This window comes from Ruegeria sp. CDSC068 (assembly GCF_059610545.1).
In genome coordinates this window covers 156,443-176,697 of the sequence record NZ_JBXWNV010000001.1, presented here as the reverse complement: position 1 = coordinate 176,697, position 20,255 = coordinate 156,443, and the positions used below count along the sequence as shown (strand labels likewise).

The window sequence follows — 20,255 nt, the reverse complement described above, 5'->3', positions numbered from 1 at the left end:
TCACTTGCGTCCATCCAAACAGGGCTCATTCAAGCGAACGTTCCCTGATTGCGCCCAGGATATCGGAATTGCCGGTTCAGTTACCGGCGTGACCGACAGGGCTTGTCACCATCAAGGACGACCCCAAGGCTTTGGTCAAGTGAAACGAAAAAGGCGGGTCCACAGTTGAAATTGGCCGGAACCTACGCGACGGAATGGTGGCAACCAAAGACGATACGCTCTTAACTCGGACGAAATCCGGAGACAAACGGGAGGGGGCCGGCACGACCGGTTCAGAAAGTCGATTGATCATCAAAGCGCTGAAAATCATCGCAGGCACGCTTATTCTGGGTGTCGTCGCAATTGTGGGCTATCTGCTGATCGCCCCGCCTGACCTATTGAAGGTGGGAACAAACTATTCGGCCAAGATCGTCTGTTCCAACGTCTTCATTGCCGGGCGCGACCCGGAAGACGTTCTGACCGTCGATGTTCAGGCCCCGGGGCACCCACTGCTCAAGCAGATCTCGATCGACGTGGACGCTGAAGCCCAAACCGTGACGGCACGGATTTTCCGGTTTTTTGCCCCCGCGACCTCGCAATATCGCGAGGGGCTTGGCTGCACCAATGTCCATGACGCGACGCTCAGCGACGCGACCCTGACCACGATCGAGCCCTTGCCCACTGGAATCTGGCCCGTCGGTACCGAAGTTCAACTGTCACAAGACCCTGAAATCGCGCGTATCCTGGCGGATAGCACACTTCTGGGCGAAGGATACCGCGCCGTGGTTGTCGTGCGGGATGGGCGTATCGTTGGCGAGACCTATGCGGAGGGGTTTGACGAAAACACGCCTTTGCTTGGGTGGTCGATAACCAAGACAGTTACTGCGGGCTTGATCGGCACCCTGATCAAATCCGGCCAGATGTCGCTGGAGGATACGCTGACCGACAGTTATCCGGACTGGGCACAGGACGGACGCAAAAACATCACCCTTAAGGACATGCTGGCCATGTCCAGTGGCCTGCAATGGAATGAGGAATATGGCGACGTCTCGGACGTGACCAAGATGCTGTATCTTAATGATGACATGGCAGGTTTTGTCTCGGGCCGCCCGGCGGAAAGTGAGATTGGGGCGGATTTCAACTACTCTTCGGGGACAACTACAGCCCTGTCGCGCGTCTGGCAGGACAAACTGACCGATGGCAGTCTGACCTATCCACAAGAGGCGCTGTTCGAACCATTGGGCATGACATCCGTCGTGCTCGAGACCGATGCGGCGGACACATTTGTCGGGTCCAGCTATATGTATGCCACTGCGCGCGACTGGGCGCGTTTTGGGCAACTTCTATTGCAGAAAGGCGAATGGAACGACCAACAAATCCTGCCCGAGGGTTTTACGGACTGGATGTTTGAGCCGGTTGCCGCATCTGACGGAATGTACGCCAAAGGTCATCTGTGGCTGGACTCTCCGGGTGGGTTACCACCCTATGAAGATGCCGTCTGGCTTCAGGGGCATGACGGGCAGTTTATCGGCGTGTTTCCATCCCAAGACATGGTCGTTGTGCGACTGGGTCTGACACCCTCCCGGCACGGATATTCCTCGTTGCCGCTGGCCGAGGCGCTCATCTCTGTCTTGCAGGATTGATAAGAAGGACCCGCTGGTCGGGTCCTTCTTGCTAATCCAGAATTTGCGTTGCAATACCGGTGCTTGTCAGTTCATCTTCTACAAGGGCATAGATCTGATCCGGCGGCGTGTTCAGAGAATACAACATCAATGCAGGATCGACACCCATGTCGATCAGATGCTGCATCGTCTCGCCCTGCCCTTTCTGGATGCTTTCAACGGCAAAGACCACGGGGATCAGGCGCGGTTGGTCATAGTAATGCTGATGAAGTCCGACAATGCCTTGTAGTGACACGATACGCGCGACCCCACCGGCCAGAATATATGGACAGGCGGACATGCAGACCGCGCCGGGCAGTACGGCCGATGACAACCCGGCCTCGCGTATCTGCGCGCCGATCAACAAAGCTTCGGACACTTGGCCGCCCGGGCTGTGCAGCGCGATCAGGTCGGGTTGTTCTTGCATCTCGGACAAATGGTTTTCGAACCGATCAGCATCACCTGTTTCAATCTGTCCGCTCACCAGAAGGACCCGCCCCAGATCACCGGCTTGCTTTTCAGTAAATTCCAACCGCGTGGGAAAGCTCTGAGGCACCGGCACATCCAGCGGTTGGTCCTGCGGCAACAGCGACGGATCGGTGCGGTCGGTGCGGTACTCGCGCCGCTGATCCCCAGGTGAGATGGGGCCTGTCGGCAATTCAACCCTTGGCGTGAACGGGTTGGAGACAACGTCGGCCACATCCGACAGGATCAGAATACCTGCGATCACCAGCTGGACCACCAGCACGTATCGCAGCCCCCTGCGCACATCAATTCGGGACAGGAAGCCCATCATGTTTCGTCTTTTTTCGGCGTGGCGCGATCAAGAATTGCGGCATCTGCGACGCCCATCGTTGCCTCGACATCTTTCATCGCATTCATGGCCGCGCGCAGGTCAGACAGCGTTAGCGTATCCTCAATGCTCATACCGTCCTTCCCGCTTCGGATAGCGGCTTGGGTGATCGCCAGCACGAACACAAGAACGGCGGGCAGCAGGTCGATTGCGATGGCTCCGGCCCAGGACGGCACAAAGTTGTGCGCATACTTGATCACCGCATCTGCACTGGAAATGGGATTATAGGCCGTCTCAATTGGCGGCTCGATCTCCAAAACCTCTTCAGCAGCGGTCCGAAGGGTTTTGCCACGCTGATCAAGTGCGTTCAGGACCGAGTTGATGGTCGATGACTGGGCATCGCGCACCTCGGAACTGCGCCCATCAAGTTCGGGCAGCACGACCGACGACGGCAAATCCCCGGCAGCGCGCGCAACAAGCGGCGCCACGTTGTATTGGTTCAGACGCGAAATCACCCCGGCCAGCTTCACGCTTTCTTCGGAAAACTGCACTGACCGGCGATCAACCGGCCCCGGGACAACGGTAAGCTCACGCATTCGGGCGAGGATTTCGTTGCCCTGCTGGAACGCATCTTCGATCAGCGGCTGCTGGTTTGCGATCTGCTCTTCCAGATTGCGCAGCTCTTCGGCCTTTTGGGTCAGCACGCGAAACACTGCCCCACGGCCCGCCGTGCCCGAAAGATCACCGGATTGCTCCAGCTCGGCCAGTTCTTCGAAGCTTTGACGCGCGCGTTCGACCTCGCGCCCCAGTGCCTGACCGCTGAGTGCAATGTCATGCGCCTGTTCAAGCGCCGCCTGGTAGTCGCGCACGGTGTTTTCAAGGTGCTGTTCGACCGCAGCCGCGCCGGCCAGGGCAGCAGCGTTAAGCCAGCTGGACATGGCGATGATTGCAACGGATCCAACGATCGTCGAGATCGTCAGGCCAATGAAACCGCTGGCCGTGCGCATCGACGGCAGTAAGCGCAGCATATAGCTCCAGAACACAAAGATGCCGACGGACACTGCGATCGAATAGGCGACCGCAGCGAAGAAGGTCACCGCGCCATTGTCTTCCAGCAATGATGAAACGCCAAGGTAAGTGTAAATACCTGAGGCTATGGCCAAAACACCCAAAGCGGCGGGCGTGAACGTGTCCAACCAGACTAGATGCGCCTCAAGCTCTTTGGCCGTCCGCAGCCCCCTCGCCTCCTCCGCGGTCAGTCGGTCCCTTGTCTCTGTCATGTCACCCCACGCTCCCAATCGTTAATCTTGGTTAATCACTAGATAATATCGCACGGGACCATTTGATATGGTCCCGTGCGTAACTTCAAGTTGAGCGGGTTGGGGCTAAGTTGTTTGATCGTCGCTGGACTACCCGGACGGATCCAAAACACCGGTGAGCCCAGCATGACAGAACTGCAACAGGTTCCGGATTGCACCCTCGGCGTCGCGTTTTTGGTCAGGGCCGGAAAGTGCCCTGATCCGCCATTCCGACGTGCACAACGCCAGCATAGACGACACCGAAAAAACCAGCGCCCCGGCAACGTTCGCCGGGTCGGCCTCGGGGTATTTTGTGCACAGCTTTTGAACGACCAGCGAGGCGACCGGGTCAAAATGGGTTTTCGCCAGCGTATGCCAACGCGCATCAGCGGAAACGATCGCCACAATGCGCGCATAGGCCAGCCATTGGGGATCATTACTGAATGCGCGGGTCAACAACGGCCTCATGAAGGCTGACATCAGGTCCGCGGCGTCCCAATCGCCGCACTCCTCCAATCGGCTGATGGTTTCACGGCGCTCTTGCGATAGTTCACTAGCGCGACGCGCAACGATGCGTTCAAAAAGCTCATCCTTTGGACCGCCGTGAAAGTTCACGTTGGCCTTCTGAACCTGCGCCCGCTCAGCGATGTCGCGAATCGAGGCACCGTCGAATCCCTGCTCGGCAAAGACCAGTTCCGCAGCGTCAAGAATACGCTCCCGTGCCGCAATGGATCGCTGCGAGGGCGCCCTTTTTCTTTCTTTTACAGCGTGTTGTGCCATTTCAAAAACTAATTTGCCTTATTTCGAACGATCGTTCAAGATAAATAGTGTCGCAGGAGGAGAAACGAATGGAACAGGTGCAAGTCGGAGCGGGCCAGCCGGTCACGGTGAAGGCCCGCCCGGAAGAGTGTTTTGCTCTGATCGGAGCTGGGCCAATGGGTCTGGCAATGGCCAAGACACTTGTCGAGCAGGGAGTGCCATTTCAAGGATTTGAACTGGCTGACGATGTGGGTGGTCTGTGGAACATCGACGCCCCTCGGTCTACGATGTACGAGACCGCCCACCTCATATCGTCCAAGAAAATGACCGAATTCACCGACTTCCCTATGCAGGAAGAAACGGCGGAGTATCCATCACATCGCGAGCTCAAGACGTATTTCCACGACTTCGCAAACGCATTTGACCTGTACCAGCACTATCACTTTGGTGCCGAGGTCCTGAGTACCACACCGCTGGATGCAGGCGGATGGGAGGTGAAATGGCGTGACAAGGCAGGCACTGAGCACTGCCAGATCTTTGCGGGTATCCTGATCGCCAACGGCACATTGTCCGAACCCAACCTACCCAAGTTTGAGGGAGAGTTTTCAGGCGAGCTGATCCACGCTTCGGACTACCGTTATCCTACGCAATTCACAGGCAAGCGGGTTCTGGTCATCGGGGCCGGAAACTCGGGCTGCGATATCGCGGTTGACGCCATTCACCACGGGCAGTCCTGCGATATCTCGATGCGCCGGGGGTACTATTTTGTACCCAAATACGTCTTCGGTGTTCCGGCCGACACGCTGGGCGGGAAGATCAATCTGCCCATGTGGCTGAAACGAAAAGTCGACGGTGCAATCCTGAAATGGTTCGTGGGTGATCCGCAGAAATATGGCTTTCCCGAGCCAGATTACGCCCTGTACGAGTCCCACCCCGTCGTCAACTCGCTGATCCTGTTCCACGCCGGGCATGGCGATTTGAAGGTGCGCCCTGACATTGAAAGATTTGACGGCAAGACCGTCCATTTCCGTGATGGCACCAGTGTTGAATATGACATGGTTCTGGCCGCGACCGGATATAAACTGCACTACCCGTTCATCGATAAGTCACACTTGAACTGGCAGGGCGACGCCCCGCACCTGTACCTGAACTGCATGCACCCAACCCGCGATGATCTGTTCATTCTGGGAATGATCGAGGCGTCAGGCCTTGGGTGGCAAGGACGGCACGAACAGGCCGAGATGGTGGCGCGCTACATCGCGGGACTAAGATCCGGAAACTCTGCCGCGAAGGCCATTCACTCGACCAAATCCCAAAAATTCGAACGTGCGACCGGCGGCATGAACTATATCGACCTGCCCCGGATGGCTTACTACGTCGACAAAGCGACCTACCGCGGTGAAGTGACCCGACAGATCGCGGCGTTGAAAGCGGCCCAGTCATGAACGGGATCGACGATGTCGCGCTGAACTTCGATGCAGGCAACCTAAAGCTGCTGAACGTCATCCTTGCCGTCGTGATGTTCTCAATCGCGCTGGATCTTAGGATGGATGACTTTCGCCGGATCCTGCGCGGACCGAAACCGTTGCTTGTTGGGCTGGCATCCCAGTTTTTGGTTCTACCCGCACTCACCTTTCTGATGCTGCTGGTGGTCAATCCACTACCGTCGGTCGCGATGGGGCTGATCCTTGTAGCGGCCTGCCCGGGAGGGAACATCTCGAATTTCATGACGCACCGTGCTGGCGGAAACGTGGCCCTTTCGGTGTCGATGACAGCTTTCGCAACCGTCGGCGCGATCATCATCACGCCCGCTAATGTTGCGCTGTGGGGGAATCTTTACGCCCCAACACGAGAAATCCTGCAAAGGACAGAAATCGACCCAGTCGCAGTAGCCATTACGGTAGGCTTCATGCTTATCTTGCCCCTGATCCTTGGCATGCTGGTCAATGCGCGCTTCACAGCCGTCGCCGATAAAATCCGCCGCCCGATGCAGTGGCTCTCGATGGCGATCTTTATCACTTTCATCCTGGTGGCGCTCGCCGCGAACTGGGGAATTTTCCGACATTTTGCGACCGCGATCATCGGAATCGTCATCCTGCATAACGCGCTGGCTTTTATGGGCGGGTATCTGACCGCGACGGCCGCTAATCTGTCGGAACGCGACCGCCGGTCTGTCACAATCGAAACTGGGATACAGAACTCGGGCCTTGGCCTCATCCTGATTTTCGCCTTTTTCGGAGGGCTTGGCGGAATGGCGGTGGCCGCCGCACTTTGGGGCATCTGGCACGCAATCTCGGGGTTGGCTCTGGCCGCCTTCTTCGCAAGACGAGAGGTGCTCGAATGCGCCACATCCTGATCACCGGTGCCGCCGGTGCGGTGGGCACTGCCCTGTTGCATCGGTTGGGCGGTCGTGCCGACATCACGATCACCGCAACCGATATTCAAGAACCCGCCAACTTGCCGAAAAATGCACGGTTCGTACGGATAGATGTCACCGGCAACGCGCCTCTCAACGTCATTATGGCCGAAGAACCGGACACCATTGTTCATCTGGCGTCCATCGTGACCCCCGGTCCGAGCTCGACCAGAGACCATGAATATCAGGTTGATGTCGAAGGTACCCGAAATGTGCTGAATGCGGCGATTGCCGCCGGGGTCAAGCGTCTGGTGGTTACCTCTTCGGGGGCCGCTTATGGGTATCATGCCGATAACCCGGTTCCCTTGCGCGAAACGGATGCGATACGAGGCAATCGGGAGTTTGCCTATTCCTGGCACAAGCGGCTGGTCGAAGAAATGCTGGCCGAAGCCAGACAAACCACGCCCGGCCTCGAACAGGTTGTTCTGCGCGTGGGGACTGTGCTGGGGCCAAAGGTTGAAAATCAGATAACGGCCCTGTTTCACAAACCCCGTCTGCTGGGGCTGAAAGGGTCAGACAGCCCGTTTGTGTTCATCTGGGATGAAGATCTGGCCGATATCCTGGTTCGTGCGGCCACGGAGGGGCCTGCCGGCGTTTTCAATGTTGCAGGCGACGGCGCGCTGACCATCTCACAGATCGCATCACAGATGAGCAAACCGTTGCGTCGGCTATCTCCGGCGGTGGTCAGGGCCGCTCTGACCATTGCCCGCCCGCTGCGTCTGTCGCGTTATGGCCCAGAGCAAGTGCGTTTTCTTCTGTATCGCCCTGTGTTGAACAACGCCGCGCTGAAAGGCGAATTCGGCTATCACCCCAAATTCACGAGTGCCGAGGCGTTCGATCGCTGGTGGGAGGCTACCCAATGAAACCAACCGCTGTCATTACAGGAGGAGCCGGAGGGCTGGGCCGTGCATTGTCCGCTGCGCTAAGGGCCGACGGTTGGCATACCGCATTGATTGATTTACCGGGGCAAGAACTTGACGCGCTTGCCAATCTGGATGACGTCAGCACCTATGCCTGTGATCTGACCGACGCTGATCAATGCAAAGACAACTGCACCCGGATCATTGCGGCAAGGGACTCCATAGATCTGGTGATCTACAATGCAGGTGTCTCGCAGATTTCCGCGTTTTCGGACAGCGATATGCGCTCGCACCGAAACTTGTTCGAAATCAACTATTTCGCTGCAGTTTCTTGCGCTCAGGATTTTCTGGACGCGGTCAGGAAAGCCAAGGGTACGCACCTTGCGATCTCTTCCGTCGCGGGTTTTGCACCGCTCATCCATCGAACCGCCTATGCAGCCAGCAAACACGCGATGGAGGGGTTCTTTAAGTCCCTTCGCGCCGAGGAATCCGCCCACGGGGTTCGCGTTTCCATCGCCGCGCCATCCTTTGTGGCGACTAATATCGGGCGACCGGAGGCCGCAGACGCTGGGTTCGTTCGCCCCGGCTCTGCCTCGGATGGTATCGACTACATGGAGCCGGAAGCGGCGGCGCAGGTAATCTTGCAAGGTTACCGGCGACGTAAAGACTACATCCCAGTCGGGCGGATCGCACAGATCGCCAATCTGGTAAACCGTCTGGCACCAAAGCTCTATTTCCGTCAGATGATGCGAACGGTAGGTAGGCAACGAACGCCCTGACCTGTCAACTGACCGAAGCCTCTAACACGGATTTTAGCTTTCGTGCATCAATCGGCTTGTGCAGCAAAAGGTAGCCTGCCGTCTTGCAAGAAGCGGCCAATTCGGTCGAACGATCAGCAGAAATGATGCAACCGGGCAGTTGCCCGAATTCGCGCGTCAGTTCGGCAATGGCTTCGGTCCCGGTCTTGCCGCCGTCCAGTTGAAAATCGGCGACAATGACATCCGGTAAAATCCCGATCTCGTGCAACAGGTTTGCCGCCTCATCTTTGCTGGCCGCTTCCAATACCTGAACGCCCCAGTTTTCCATCGTCATGCACAGCGCGCCGCGCAGGTTGTCATCGTTTTCAATCAGCAAGGCAACCGTCCTGTGCAGCACGTCCGAGCGCGACTGTATCGACGGCTCACCACTATTCAGCGCATCGCGTGCCTGGCCTGCTGATGGAACCGTGATTGAAAAAACGGTTCCGCGCCCCAGTTCGGACTGCAAATTTATCGGATGTTTCAGCAAACCACAGGCGCGCTCCACAATGGCAAGGCCCAAACCCATCCCTTCGGCCGCACTGGCGTCTGAATGAATACGTTTAAACTCTTGAAAAACAACGTCTCTCTGGTCTGGCGCGATCCCAATCCCTGTATCCCAAACCTGGATCGAAACGGTCTTCCCCAGTCGTCTTACACCGACCAGAACCCTGCCCATTTCCGTGTAACGGATCGCATTTGACAGCAGGTTTTGCAGAACACGCCGCAGGTAACTGGCATCACTTCTGACAACTGTATCAGTGCCGACAAATCGCAACCCAAGCCCCTTGGCTTGCGCCATAGGCCTAAAGGCGTCCTCCATCTGGGAAAAAAGCTCACCGACCGGGACCGAGGATAAGTGAACCGATGCCCGTCCGGAATCCAGTTTCGAAATATCCAGCAGCGCCTCAAGAATGTGTTCGACACTGTTTAGGGCGCTCTCTGCTTTCACCGCGACTGCGCGCGCATCGGCCTTGTCCAATCCACTGCCCAATGTCGAGACGTAGAGTTTTGCAGCCGACAGAGGTTGCAACAGGTCGTGGCTGGCGGCCGCGACAAAGCGCGATTTTGATGCGTTCGCACGCTCTGCTTCGTTCAGCGCGTCAGCAAGCTCCATTGTTCGCGATGCAACGCGCTGTTCCAACAGTTCCTTGGCCTCGACCAGGGCTTGTGCGGATTTTCTTTCAGCCGTCACATCGGTGAAGGAAATCACGAAACCCCGATCCGGCATTTCCTGCGCGAAGACTGACAATATCTTGGCACGACCGCTGTGCATCTGGAATTGCAACGGCGGGCGCTCGGTCGAGCGATTGACCCAGGCCAGCAGGTCAGCGTCGCTCACGCCGCCCTCAAAACTGATGGTCGCGCTCAACCGGTGAAACAACGTCTGGAACGGTGCTCCCATCTGAAATTGCGCGTTGGGAATGGCCAGAAGTTCGCTGGCGCGGTTGTTCCACCCGACCAGACGCAGCTTGCTGTCAAAGATACAAACCCCCTGATCGATATGTTCCAGTGTCGCGCGGATCAGCCGGGCCTGGTCATCTAGGATACGGTCCCTTTCCTGCCGCTCGACCCGCATAATGTCTGTCACATCCGTTTGTAAGATGACGGTGCCGCCATCCGGTGTCCGATGTTCCGACACCTGCATCCAGCGGTTGCCGCTAAGGCGGATGTTAAAGACAACGTGATCTTCAGCATGGCGCGCCATGCGCCGTTGCACCCAGTCTTTTGGGGAAACTACTCCAGGTAGGGACAGGAACCTGGACTGGCTGACCAACCCGACATAATCGGTGAACCGCAGCCCCGGTGTCAGCTTGGTTTGGATGTCAGGCATATGCAGGCCAAAGCGGCTATTGCACAGAACCATTTCTTCATCCCGGTTGAACAGCGCAAACCCTTCCTGCACCGCCTCGATCGCATTGGCGAGGTTTGCGCGGGCGGCTTCGGTTTCCTGATTGGCCTGCGCGAGGCGCGCGTTCGAGTCGTTGAGCAAGTCCAACGCCCGCTCAAGGTCATCCGTCCGCGCTCGCACTTCCTGTTCAAGCATGGCAGCCCGCTGAAACTGTGCGTAAGCCGCGCCCGAGGCGTCAGTGGATTCTTCAACCCGCCGCATCAGGGCCGCGACGATTTTCAACAGCTTTTCATTTTGCCGATCAAGCGGATCATTGGGGTCGGTCAGAGATTCAATCATCGCCTACCCGTCTTCCGGGGGGTAAATCGCGACGCCGGTCAGCGTCTGGTTCACATGGATCGAATTGAATTGCTCGCCATAGGTCGAAAACCCCACGACATGGTTCTCAGCAAGCAGTCGCGAAATCTCGCCCGTCTTTTGCTTTTCCTGTGCCTCCAGCCGGCGCAGGATGCAATCGCAGCCCAGGATCGTGTCCGGACGGGTGGTCTGTGTCAGCGCAGCGATTTCTTCCTCGAGATGCGAAACCATGTCGCGAGGTTCGGCCAGCGTCAGCACCAGCCCCTCATCAATCGCGGAAAAGAACACAAGGTCACCATTGCCCGCGACGCGCTGAATGGCCCGCACATGATGCTGGCCGCCAATCTGCACAACCAGCGGGTGGGCCGCAAAGGTAAAGGTCGTCAGCTGTTCAGGGTCTTTTCCAAGTAGACGGGCATATTCGCGCGCGGCTGGCTCGGCGTTGATTTCCTGCACGATACGGTTTGCCGGATCGGCCTTGGTGACAACCATACGCCGCGCCGTTGGTACCAGGTGATCCGTCTTGAACACTTTTATCGGGCAGCGCGTGCGAACCTGCGTCAGGATCGCCGCGTTCTGCATGGCCTCACCGTCCATCAACACATAGGTCGCCTCAAAATGGGTTCCGTCCCCTGCGGACCCACCGAACAAGGGCACCGGCCCCAGTCCAACAGCGAGTTCCGACGTCAGCGCATCCTCTTTCGTCGACAGACCGTCGATCATCAAAAAGGAAAACTCGTGTTTCCAATCCGGTGCGGACGCCGCCATTTCGTTACGGTTGCGGATCATCTGGTCAATGATGTCCTGCGCCGAGAAATTCCCAAGTTCGGGCACCAACAGAGTGCGCACCTCGAAATGCGAATACGGTAGTCCGATGGCGACAATCTGATCTTCGCCATAGCCGCAATCTGCAAGCTCGCCCGCTGTGGTGCATCCGATTACAGGCGTTGGTGCAAAAGCATCGACTGCCTCGGAAATAACCGCCGCCGCATCCGCGCCGGAGCTCACGAACAGAATAACCAAGGACAAAAGATCATCGCCCAACGATCCGGCGAGTTTTTCAATCGCCTGATCCGTATCGCGATGTACAAAGCCCGTTTTGACGATACCTGGCGCACGGGCAGCAACTGTCGTCCACCCGACTGCTTGGTTCATCCTGCCCTCCTCCCTGAAGCGCAACGTTTTCATATGATATGGCGCGTGGGCTTATTCTTGCAAGACGCTGGCAAGAGAAGCCTTCTTGGCCAGCAGCACGGCCTGCGTACGACTTTGCACGCCGAGTTTACGCATGATTGCAGTTACATGCGCCTTGACCGTGGTTTCGGCAATGGACAGATCAAACGCAATCTGCTTGTTCAGTTTGCCTTCACAAATAAGCTGCAGAATGCGCGATTGCTGATTGGTCAATGTGGCAAGCCGATTTGCGGCGTCGCTGTGTTCGGTATCTGCATCGTCATCAATCAGTGCAAAACCGTCTGGCACGAAGACGTCTCCGGAATGAACTGTCTCGAAAGCTGTACGAAATACGTCTCGCTGGCTGTGCTTGGGGACATAACCTGAGGCACCCGCACGGATCACCTGACTGATCACGCGGTTCTCTGAAATCGACGACACCACGATGACCGGTGCATCGGTGGCCGCTTTGACACGCACCAAACCTTCAAGCCCGTCCACATCCGGCAGGTTGAGGTCCAGTATGACCGCATCTGGTCGCAACCCACCGGCAATCAGAGCAATCGCGTTTTCCAATCGATCTGCGGTGTGGATTTCACCGATACGAGTGACACTTTGCAGCGTCATCGACAAAGCATCACAAAACAGTGGATGGTCATCGACGATCAGGACCTTGTCAAAATCAATCTGTCCGGCGGTTTTTGCAAACATGAAACTTGGCCTTCGCAATCTGGTTGTCCCAACCCTAGCAACCGTCGGGTGCCGCGCCTACTGGCGAAACGTCGTATAGCCGGAACCAAAGTTTGGCTATGCCTCGGGGCTTTGGGGCAAAATCGATTGACGTAAGATCGCTGTCACTTTGGCTCCGATCTGGGGGGCTTCACTTTCTCTGGGGCCAGCGATGTTCAATATCGTATTAGGCCTCGCCATGACCCATTGCTTTACTTGGCGCGCACACGCCTCAAGCCCCTGCCCTAGATCAACGACCAGATAAGGCTTTCCGATCTCTTGCGCAAAATCGATCGTCAACTGCGTTCCCGGACTGGTCGATCCATCCACAAACACCAGCAAAGCGTCACAGGCCAAAACGTTCAGCTTAGTGCGTTCGGCGACATCCGCGGACTGTGTTTCATTCAAACCAAAGAAGCGATCCGGAATGCGGCCCGCCTCATTCAAGCGGCCTTTCGGAACCCAGCCGCCATAGGGAATGTCGTTTTCCAAAGCGAACTGGAAAGCCGCCATATCAACGCCTGTTTGTCCGCCGGTTATGATTTTCACAAGACGCTCCTTACCCTAAATCAGCGCCTTGCTAGCCCAACAGACCGATTTCATGCCCGTCAATGATAATCGCCAGATCCCAGTATTTTCTGATTTCTTCCTCGGCGGCCTGGGCTGCAGCAGCCTCTTCGGGAACGCGTTCGACCCGAAACCCGAACCGTTCAAGCCCGCAATAGTCCACTCGGCTGAGAATGACGGGAAAAACCTCCCGCTCCATCGCGGCGGCGGCCAACAGCCTTGCGATACGATATGGCGTTTCTGGTGGTTCATGCACCCGCACGCCGATATGCACCGGGCCGCCGGGCTCCCGTTCCCACAGCATGAGCGAGGGGGCCAGCCGCATATTCGGAAAGATAACCTTGCCAAGCGGCTTGGTGTCACGATCCTCATTGATCAGATCGTCCAACGGCTCGGGTCGATTTGGCGACGCTCTGCTGAGGATTTCGAACCATAGATCACTGGTCATATCCGCGCCCCCAATTCGGTTAGCAATTCGGCGGCCTTGACTGCCCCCGTTTTGGGCAGCTCAAAACCATTCAATGCAGATCGGTAAAATTCGGCTCCGTCGTGATCCAGCCAATCTGCCACTGTGCGCTCGAGCGTCATGAATTCACGTTCGGTGATGGCGGCGCACAAGTCTCGGTCGGCCATAGCTGCGGCGCGCCGTTCCTGATCGTCCAGATAGGGGGCTGACTGCGGAATAAATATCGCCGGGATGCGATGGTACAGCATCTCAAGGACCGAGTTGTATCCGGCCGCAGATATGACCACGTCTGCGGCGAGGCTAAGCTTGGTCGCCTCCAGTGTCTGAACCACGCGGGTGTTTTTCCAACCGAATGTGGCAGGCTGAACCGTGCTTCCGGGCCATGTTACAACAAGGTGCAGGCAATCATCGCGCGCCTCAAGGATGCCCGAGATCGCCTGCAATTGTGCAGACCTGTCCGATGCGACGCCGCCGCCCAGCATGCTGACAACCAGCTGTTTGAAGTCGCGCCCGAAACGTTCCGCCAGCCGGGTCCTGAGCTGTTCTTTTTTCGCGGCGGATTGTTCCACCTGACGCACGATTGGCCCGACATAATGCACATGGTCACCATAGCTGTAGGCGTCGTTCAACTCGTCAAATGCCTCGGAAGGTACGATGACACGGTCAAACACGCTTTCGCGGCGCAGCATGGTCTGCCTTGACCGGCCTTCGGGCCACAACCCGCGCCGGATCCAAGCCGCCGACAACTTGCGTTCACGGATCACCCGGTAGACGGAGTCAAACACGTAGCCGCCGTCAAAAACCAGCGTGTCGTTTTCCTGAAGCACGGCACCAAGACGCCGATAAGTCAGCACGTCATTGCCATCTGAATTGGTCTTTGTATCGGTGCGCTGAACCAGAGGGATACAGTCTATACCCTCACGGCGAACAAGCGGGACGCAGCTGGGAAAGGCCGCGAACATTTTTGTCATGGTGTCCGGCATTTCACGGGCAATGATGCTGCACCGCTGTGCATGGCCCAGCCCCACGCCGTTCGTGGGGAAAAACAGGGTTTTGCGCTTGTCCTGTTCTGTCTGACGCTGTTTCGCCGTCAGACCTGCAGCCGTTTCCAGGCGCGAAATGTCAACTGTATGCAACCACTGGGATTTCGAGGCCTGTTCGACAATTTGCGGCACGTTCCCGATCACATTGCCGATTAGATACCCATCCAACGCGAAAGGAGTCTTGGGCCCAAGCAAAGCAGGTGCGCCCGAAGACATCAGAACCTCATCATCGGTACAGTCGATTGCAACGCCGCCGGCTGCAATCAGCTCGACCGCAAAAGCGGCCATGCGAACCCCAGCGATCCCGTGACCGAACATCGCCAGAATATCCGTCGAGTTTGCCAAGGTCAGCGGCGACAGTCCGGTATACAGATAGGTCGGCAAATCGTGAAACGGCGACGCCTTGATCGCCTCATTCTGCGCGCCGCTGACGATGAGTTTCAGGTTATAGCCACCCTGGCTGCTCATACGGGAAAAGCAGGACAGCGTCTCGGGGTTGTCCAACTCCATCGAACCCAACACAAGGGTCACGTTCGGCACCACCCTTTTGGACCGCCGCGATACGGGCCGAATATCCGCCACCAAAGGGCTTGAGGTCGATGGCAGCACTGGACGTGGTTGAAAATCTGTCAGGTCAATCACGTGGGCTTCGCGCCCAAGCGCATAGGCCAGCCGTGCCTTGGCCGCGATATAGCTTTGCTGGGTCAAAAAGCGGCCCGTCGCAACAACCGGAACACTCGGGTCGAGCTGTTTGTTCCGCAGCGAAGCAAGAAGAAAATCGTCGATCTCTTCGGCACCCAGCACGAATACGGTCTGCGCCTTGTTCTCGCCCGGGTCGACAAGGAACTTGGCTGCCTCGTAAATCCTGCCACGCCCTGCATCCTCGGGCAGATAATCGGCATCAATGCACACATTGAAGCCACGTGCGGCAAGCTGCTCGGCAAAGATCAACTGCGTGTCAAACGACCGCAATGAGCGTGTGCCGACTTCGACATAGATCATTTATTCACCTCGCTGTCGGCGGACAAAACCCCCGACAGCATCGCCTTGAATTTACCTGCAGAGTAGTTCTGCAGCGCCGATTGCGATCTGGCCACCTGATCATGGTATTTTTGCGGTTGGGCGATCAGGTCGGCAATGATTGTGTCCACCTGAGATGGCTGGCAAGTCAAGACGGCATTTCCAAACGTGGCACCAGTATCGGGGTTGGTTAGAACAACCTTACCTGCGGCAACCGCCTCGGCCACAACGCGACCAAAACTTTCCTGCCAGGTCGGTGCCGTGAAATATACAAAAAAGTCAATCATTCCAAAGAACTCTTGCACAGTTATGGCGTCAAAGGGAAGCAAGGTCCAATGCGCGCGAAGAACACGGGCATTCAACAAGGCATCGGCTCCAAGAATTACATTGCACTGAGAGTGGCTTGGAAAGCAGCTGTCCAAATCAGCAATAACCGGGAACTTCTCGAATCCGGGTCGTGAATGACGCCCACGGCGGTCCTGTGGCGTTTCACACGGGGCGCTCATCTCGGTCTCGCAAATGTTGAACCAGTCAGAGCCCAAAACGTCCCATTGCCGCGCCACGCGAGACGTTGCCAACCAGTCAACGACACCGTTTCGGTTATACGGTGATATCGGTGCGAGTGTTTTCCTGAGAGAAATTGTTGAGGCTTCGATCTGGCCTAGACAGTTTGAAACATCAAACCCCTCTGCCCCGCCTGGGCGCAGAAAATTCTCATGCGTTATCACGTACAGCTCGCGCGCAATGATCCTTGTGCCAAGCGTGTCCTGAAATTTCAGAAAAGACGGGTTGTGCAAAAATACGAAATCCGCGCTGATCCGCAGCGCGTCCCAAATGATCGGAATATTCAATTCGTCCAGCACCCGCCGTAAAACCGGCGAGACTTGCTGGTTGGTGCCAAATGTTTTGGATGTGATCGCGTGGACGACCACCTGCCCGAATTCGGCGGCCACAGGCAATTCGGCGGCCACAGCCGCAGAAGTCCCGCCAGAAAACCGCGGCTCGATGACATAAGCGATCGTAGGCGTGTTCGATCGCTCAAGGGCAAGCATTTCCGACATCCGGCTCAGTGTTGCAGCGACGCGGCGAATGCATTCTCAGTCGAACGGTTCTCGTCGCTGGCCGGTGAGCTGGAGGCATAGCTGAAATCCAGATCTCCAACCGAGGCGACCTCGTGAAAGCTCCGCAGCTCCAGCGACAGTTCATCATCGCCGCTCAATAGCTGGGGGTTTTTGTCGAGGTAGGAATACAGTGCCTGAATGTCATTGGTGGACAGCATTTGGTCGATGACCAGCAGGTGCTCAAGCGTAATCTCGGCACGCGCGTTTTGGGTCGTCGACAAAAATAGCAGAGCAGTTACGATGCCGATAAGTCGTCTATCCGTCATTGTGGATACCTCGTCGGAAATAATTAACAGTACACAAAATTGAATCAGTCCTTTTCAGTATAGCTCAAAACACAGTTATTGGGTTGTCGCTTTTTTTAGTTTGCTCAAGACCTGACTTTTCAGGCGATTGACGCGGTTGGGGGATTGAGCACTGCTCGTGGATCGCGTAGTGGTCCGCTTGACCGCGGCGACGCCCGAACCTTCCCCTGCCAACCATAACTCAATGATCCCATTAGGGGTTTTGACGTTGGCCCCTGTGAAGTCCCGCAGCAATGCGCCCGAATCCCTGGCGAGTGCGGCCGCTCTTTCCTCGTCCTGCTTGTGATAGAAGCGAACGTTTGACTGAGTGATCCCAAACCCCACACGGGCCTGTCCGTTCAGCTCGTGCCCCGTCGACGTCAGGTTGGTCACCATAGAATCAACAACACCCTGCGGCACGTTGGTTGGCGCATAGATCCGGAAGGCCACCACAGAATTTGCTTGTGCCGGCTCTGGTTCTGATGAGGTGATTGCCTCATCCGGCAAAGTTGTGCGTTCGATAGGCTTTGATGGCGCTGAAGCTTCTTGCAGCAAGGGCGCCAATGACACCACGGCATCCAACGGAAGTGGTGCTTGCGGCGAGTTTGGCGTTTCCAGCGGGTCTGGTCTCTGCGCAAGGATAGGTACCTGCAAAGCGGAAGATGTCTGCGAGGGGGCTGGTATCATCAGCGGAGACGGCGCGCCGTACAGTTCCGGCGAAACAGGCAGAGCCGCCAATTCTACAGGTTCCGGCTGAGGCTCTGATGGCAGCGGTTGCGCGATCTCGGCAGAAATCCCTGTGCCGTCCTGCTGCACGGCAAGGTCCGATGCAACCGTGTTCGACGTTGCGACGGGCTCAACCAGAACGCGCGCTTCCGGCGGTTCTTCGATTTCAAGCAAAGCCAGGGCCTCCGGCAGGGAAAAATCCGAAACAGTTGCTTCGCCTGTCTGGGTGCCCACGTCCGGCTGATACCCACGCGCGAGCTCAGGCGCAATCTGGTGGACATCCATTGGCACCTGCGATGCCGCATGCTCCAATGCACCAGGCTGGATCGGAATCACGGGTGAGCGCATTGCAGTTATGCTTGCTGTCGCCGTGACGGTTGCGGCTTCCAGGAACTCTTCGGGTTCTGCCGCCGACACAGTCGTTTCAAGCAAAGCGACAGAAGTGCTGAAAATCTCGGGCGTGGATTGAAAGCGGACGAAACCCAGGTTCACTTCTTCCCGAGGTCGATAGCTTAGCGGGGTTATCGGCAGCGGCGGCTGGACAAGGGTCGACACGAAAGACCGGACATTAGGGGCTAGGCGTGACACCTCTGGTTCGATGCCGTCCAACGGCCCGGACGCCTCTAATAGGGGCAATGACAGCGACGCCAAGTCTTCTGGCGCGCCTGTGTCATCGTCAGACGAAATCGACTCAGATGACTTATCGAATACGGTCGTGGAGGTTACAGCCAGATCCTCCGTGCCGCGTGTTACATCAGAGGTCGCCGGAAGCTGGGCCAGTTCGGCGTCTTGTTGCGTGATCGCGCTTGTCGCCATGGCCTCCTGGCTCGTCAGGCCCACATTTTCGTTTGGGCCGGACGCGCTCAATCCAGACAGGATCAGAAAAACCGAAGACGACGCAACCACACCGATGCCGCACCCCGCCGCCATCATACCCAACCGCATCTTGCGACGAGAACGTTTCTGGTCTTCGATCCTTTCAAGAAGGTTCTTGCGCAAACGATCCGCAACTTCATCCTCGGACAGTTTTAGGCTCGGCTCGGGGTTGATCAGATCCTCTGGGATATTGTCGGGATGCATGCCCGGCACGGGCCCGCCATTGGGCAGTGCGGCGCTTGCTTCGCCTCGTTCATCGCGTGGGACGTTTTCGGCCGCGTGGCTGTTATTGTTGACGGATTGGCTGCCGGAACCCCCTGCAGTGCCATTTTGAACCGACTCACCGGGCTGGCGTGAATTGGTTGCCTGGGTCGGCGTACCGGCGGTTTTAGGCTGGCCCGCCGATGTATTTTGCGCGTTTGCCGGCTGCGAACCAGCGGTTGATTGCGTCGGTTTTTGTCCGCCCGGCCCTGCCGGTTGCGCAGCGCCAACGTTTCTTTTGCCTGCCGGGGCATCGTTTTCTTGCTGTTTGCGAGCGTTATCAAGCACCTCCTGCCATTCAGGAGATTGCACAAAGTCATAAACACCCGACACTTTGTTAGCGTCTTTTTTGGCAACTTCAGGGCGAGCTTTTGGATCGCTGGCCTTTGTCATCAATACCCCCGAACTGGCCGCCGGAACACGCTCTTCGCTGTCGCAACTCGGGCAAACCAATTACACTCGTGAACATCAAAAAATTCAAAAAAATGTACGAAGCATTATAAAAAATTGACCGGTGGAAGACAAGTAATCCGGTGTTCGACGTACAACTATTGCCGTTTTCGCAAGGGAAGGATGCGCCGTTGTGGGCCCAGTCTGTGCCCTGGCACCATCTGCGTCGGCTCAGCGATTTCAGTAAAATGGGGTTCGTCAAATCATTGATGATCAAGCTGATCAGGGTCGTTTCCGCAGATCGAAAACTTGCCGCCGAACGTTTACAGGGACACGGGCGCGCGGCGCCAAGCTGCACCGTTCAGCACACAGTTTCAATCAGCCCTTCGGAATTTGGCTGAAACAGTTTCACTATCTCAGACCTCTAAATCCAGGACCAGAATTCCGTCGATACCGCCCACGGTGTTTTCGACCAACTGCGCGCCCAGCGCTTTGTGCCTCTCGTTGCTTTGGTAGCTGGCCAATGCGGCCCAATCATCGAAATCAATCACAAACCCATGCTTGTAACCGCGTTCAATCTGTTCAGGGCTTTCGCTGCGGCCACCAGTGAACCCACCTGCACCCGGAAGGGCGTCGGTCAGGTCCGACAGGCCCTTGTAAATCTTCCCGATGGTTTCTTCGGTCACGTCGGACCGGAATTTTGTCAGGACTATATGGCGGATCATAGTTAGTTGCCTTGATCATGAGTGTAGGAGCGCAAGCGTCCGAAGAATTCGAGCGTCACCATAACTAAGGCGTTTGCAACCAGAATATTCCTAAGACTTCGA

The 20,255-nt window shown here is 56.8% G+C and carries 18 protein-coding genes; 5 read left to right on the top strand and 13 right to left on the bottom strand.

All coding sequences use genetic code 11. The annotated features are described in order from the left end of the window. Positions 1–197 precede the first annotated feature (197 nt). Complete coding sequence (locus AC2FID_RS00785) at positions 198–1,622, top strand: serine hydrolase domain-containing protein (RefSeq protein ID WP_496834962.1); 1,425 nt, start codon at positions 198–200, stop codon at positions 1,620–1,622. 31 nt (positions 1,623–1,653) lie between these two features. Here the strand turns inward: AC2FID_RS00785 and AC2FID_RS00780 are convergent, their stop codons facing one another. From AC2FID_RS00780 to AC2FID_RS00770, 3 genes are all read right to left on the bottom strand, one after another. Next, positions 1,654–2,436 (bottom strand): COG3904 family protein, encoded by a 783-nt coding sequence (locus AC2FID_RS00780; RefSeq protein WP_496834960.1) that lies wholly within the window; start codon positions 2,434–2,436, stop codon positions 1,654–1,656. After that, positions 2,433–3,713, bottom strand: a complete 1,281-nt coding sequence (locus AC2FID_RS00775; protein ID WP_496834958.1) for a hypothetical protein — start codon at positions 3,711–3,713, stop codon at positions 2,433–2,435. The genes AC2FID_RS00780 and AC2FID_RS00775 overlap by 4 nt, the downstream gene beginning before the upstream one ends. Before the next feature lie 129 nt (positions 3,714–3,842). Then, entirely contained in the window at positions 3,843–4,511 is a 669-nt protein-coding gene (locus AC2FID_RS00770) for a TetR/AcrR family transcriptional regulator (RefSeq protein ID WP_282150876.1), read from the bottom strand. 68 nt (positions 4,512–4,579) lie between these two features. On the opposite strand from AC2FID_RS00770, the gene AC2FID_RS00765 reads away from it, so the two are divergent. The 4 genes from AC2FID_RS00765 to AC2FID_RS00750 are packed head-to-tail and all read left to right on the top strand — an operon-like array spanning position 4,580 to position 8,545. Next, on the top strand, positions 4,580–5,935 hold the full coding sequence (locus AC2FID_RS00765) for a flavin-containing monooxygenase (protein ID WP_496694918.1): 1,356 nt from the start codon (positions 4,580–4,582) through the stop codon (positions 5,933–5,935). Further along, entirely contained in the window at positions 5,932–6,846 is a 915-nt protein-coding gene (locus AC2FID_RS00760) for a bile acid:sodium symporter family protein (RefSeq protein ID WP_496694916.1), read from the top strand. The genes AC2FID_RS00765 and AC2FID_RS00760 overlap by 4 nt, the downstream gene beginning before the upstream one ends. Beyond that, entirely contained in the window at positions 6,831–7,769 is a 939-nt protein-coding gene (locus AC2FID_RS00755) for an SDR family oxidoreductase (RefSeq protein ID WP_496834956.1), read from the top strand. Before AC2FID_RS00760 ends, AC2FID_RS00755 begins: the two co-directional genes overlap by 16 nt. Then, complete coding sequence (locus AC2FID_RS00750) at positions 7,766–8,545, top strand: SDR family NAD(P)-dependent oxidoreductase (protein WP_496694914.1); 780 nt, start codon at positions 7,766–7,768, stop codon at positions 8,543–8,545. The genes AC2FID_RS00755 and AC2FID_RS00750 overlap by 4 nt, the downstream gene beginning before the upstream one ends. A gap of 4 nt (positions 8,546–8,549) precedes the next feature. Here the strand turns inward: AC2FID_RS00750 and AC2FID_RS00745 are convergent, their stop codons facing one another. From AC2FID_RS00745 to AC2FID_RS00700, 10 genes are all read right to left on the bottom strand, one after another. Then, positions 8,550–10,754, bottom strand: a complete 2,205-nt coding sequence (locus AC2FID_RS00745; RefSeq protein WP_496834954.1) for a PAS-domain containing protein — start codon at positions 10,752–10,754, stop codon at positions 8,550–8,552. A 3-nt stretch (positions 10,755–10,757) separates the two neighbouring features. Further along, on the bottom strand, positions 10,758–11,927 hold the full coding sequence (locus AC2FID_RS00740) for an FIST N-terminal domain-containing protein (RefSeq protein ID WP_496834952.1): 1,170 nt from the start codon (positions 11,925–11,927) through the stop codon (positions 10,758–10,760). 51 nt (positions 11,928–11,978) lie between these two features. After that, positions 11,979–12,656 (bottom strand): response regulator, encoded by a 678-nt coding sequence (locus AC2FID_RS00735; protein ID WP_282150869.1) that lies wholly within the window; start codon positions 12,654–12,656, stop codon positions 11,979–11,981. Between the two features lie 96 nt (positions 12,657–12,752). Continuing rightward, positions 12,753–13,223, bottom strand: a complete 471-nt coding sequence (locus AC2FID_RS00730; RefSeq protein WP_160116496.1) for a putative molybdenum carrier protein — start codon at positions 13,221–13,223, stop codon at positions 12,753–12,755. Between the two features lie 31 nt (positions 13,224–13,254). Beyond that, positions 13,255–13,689, bottom strand: coding sequence for a hypothetical protein (locus AC2FID_RS00725; RefSeq protein ID WP_496834950.1), 435 nt, complete (start codon positions 13,687–13,689; stop codon positions 13,255–13,257). Beyond that, positions 13,686–15,752: a glycosyltransferase gene (locus AC2FID_RS00720; RefSeq protein ID WP_496753510.1), complete on the bottom strand. Its 2,067-nt coding sequence runs from the start codon at positions 15,750–15,752 to the stop codon at positions 13,686–13,688. The genes AC2FID_RS00725 and AC2FID_RS00720 overlap by 4 nt, the downstream gene beginning before the upstream one ends. Then, complete coding sequence (locus tag AC2FID_RS00715; protein WP_496834947.1) at positions 15,749–16,822, bottom strand: hypothetical protein; 1,074 nt, start codon at positions 16,820–16,822, stop codon at positions 15,749–15,751. Before AC2FID_RS00715 ends, AC2FID_RS00720 begins: the two co-directional genes overlap by 4 nt. A gap of 14 nt (positions 16,823–16,836) precedes the next feature. Further along, positions 16,837–17,157, bottom strand: coding sequence for a hypothetical protein (locus AC2FID_RS00710; RefSeq protein WP_496834946.1), 321 nt, complete (start codon positions 17,155–17,157; stop codon positions 16,837–16,839). A gap of 75 nt (positions 17,158–17,232) precedes the next feature. Then, positions 17,233–19,431 carry a hypothetical protein gene (locus AC2FID_RS00705; RefSeq protein ID WP_496834944.1) on the bottom strand — a complete coding sequence of 733 codons (2,199 nt, stop codon included), beginning with the start codon at positions 19,429–19,431 and terminating at the stop codon, positions 17,233–17,235. Between the two features lie 413 nt (positions 19,432–19,844). After that, positions 19,845–20,153, bottom strand: coding sequence for a Dabb family protein (locus AC2FID_RS00700; RefSeq protein ID WP_472723428.1), 309 nt, complete (start codon positions 20,151–20,153; stop codon positions 19,845–19,847). Positions 20,154–20,255 lie beyond the last annotated feature (102 nt).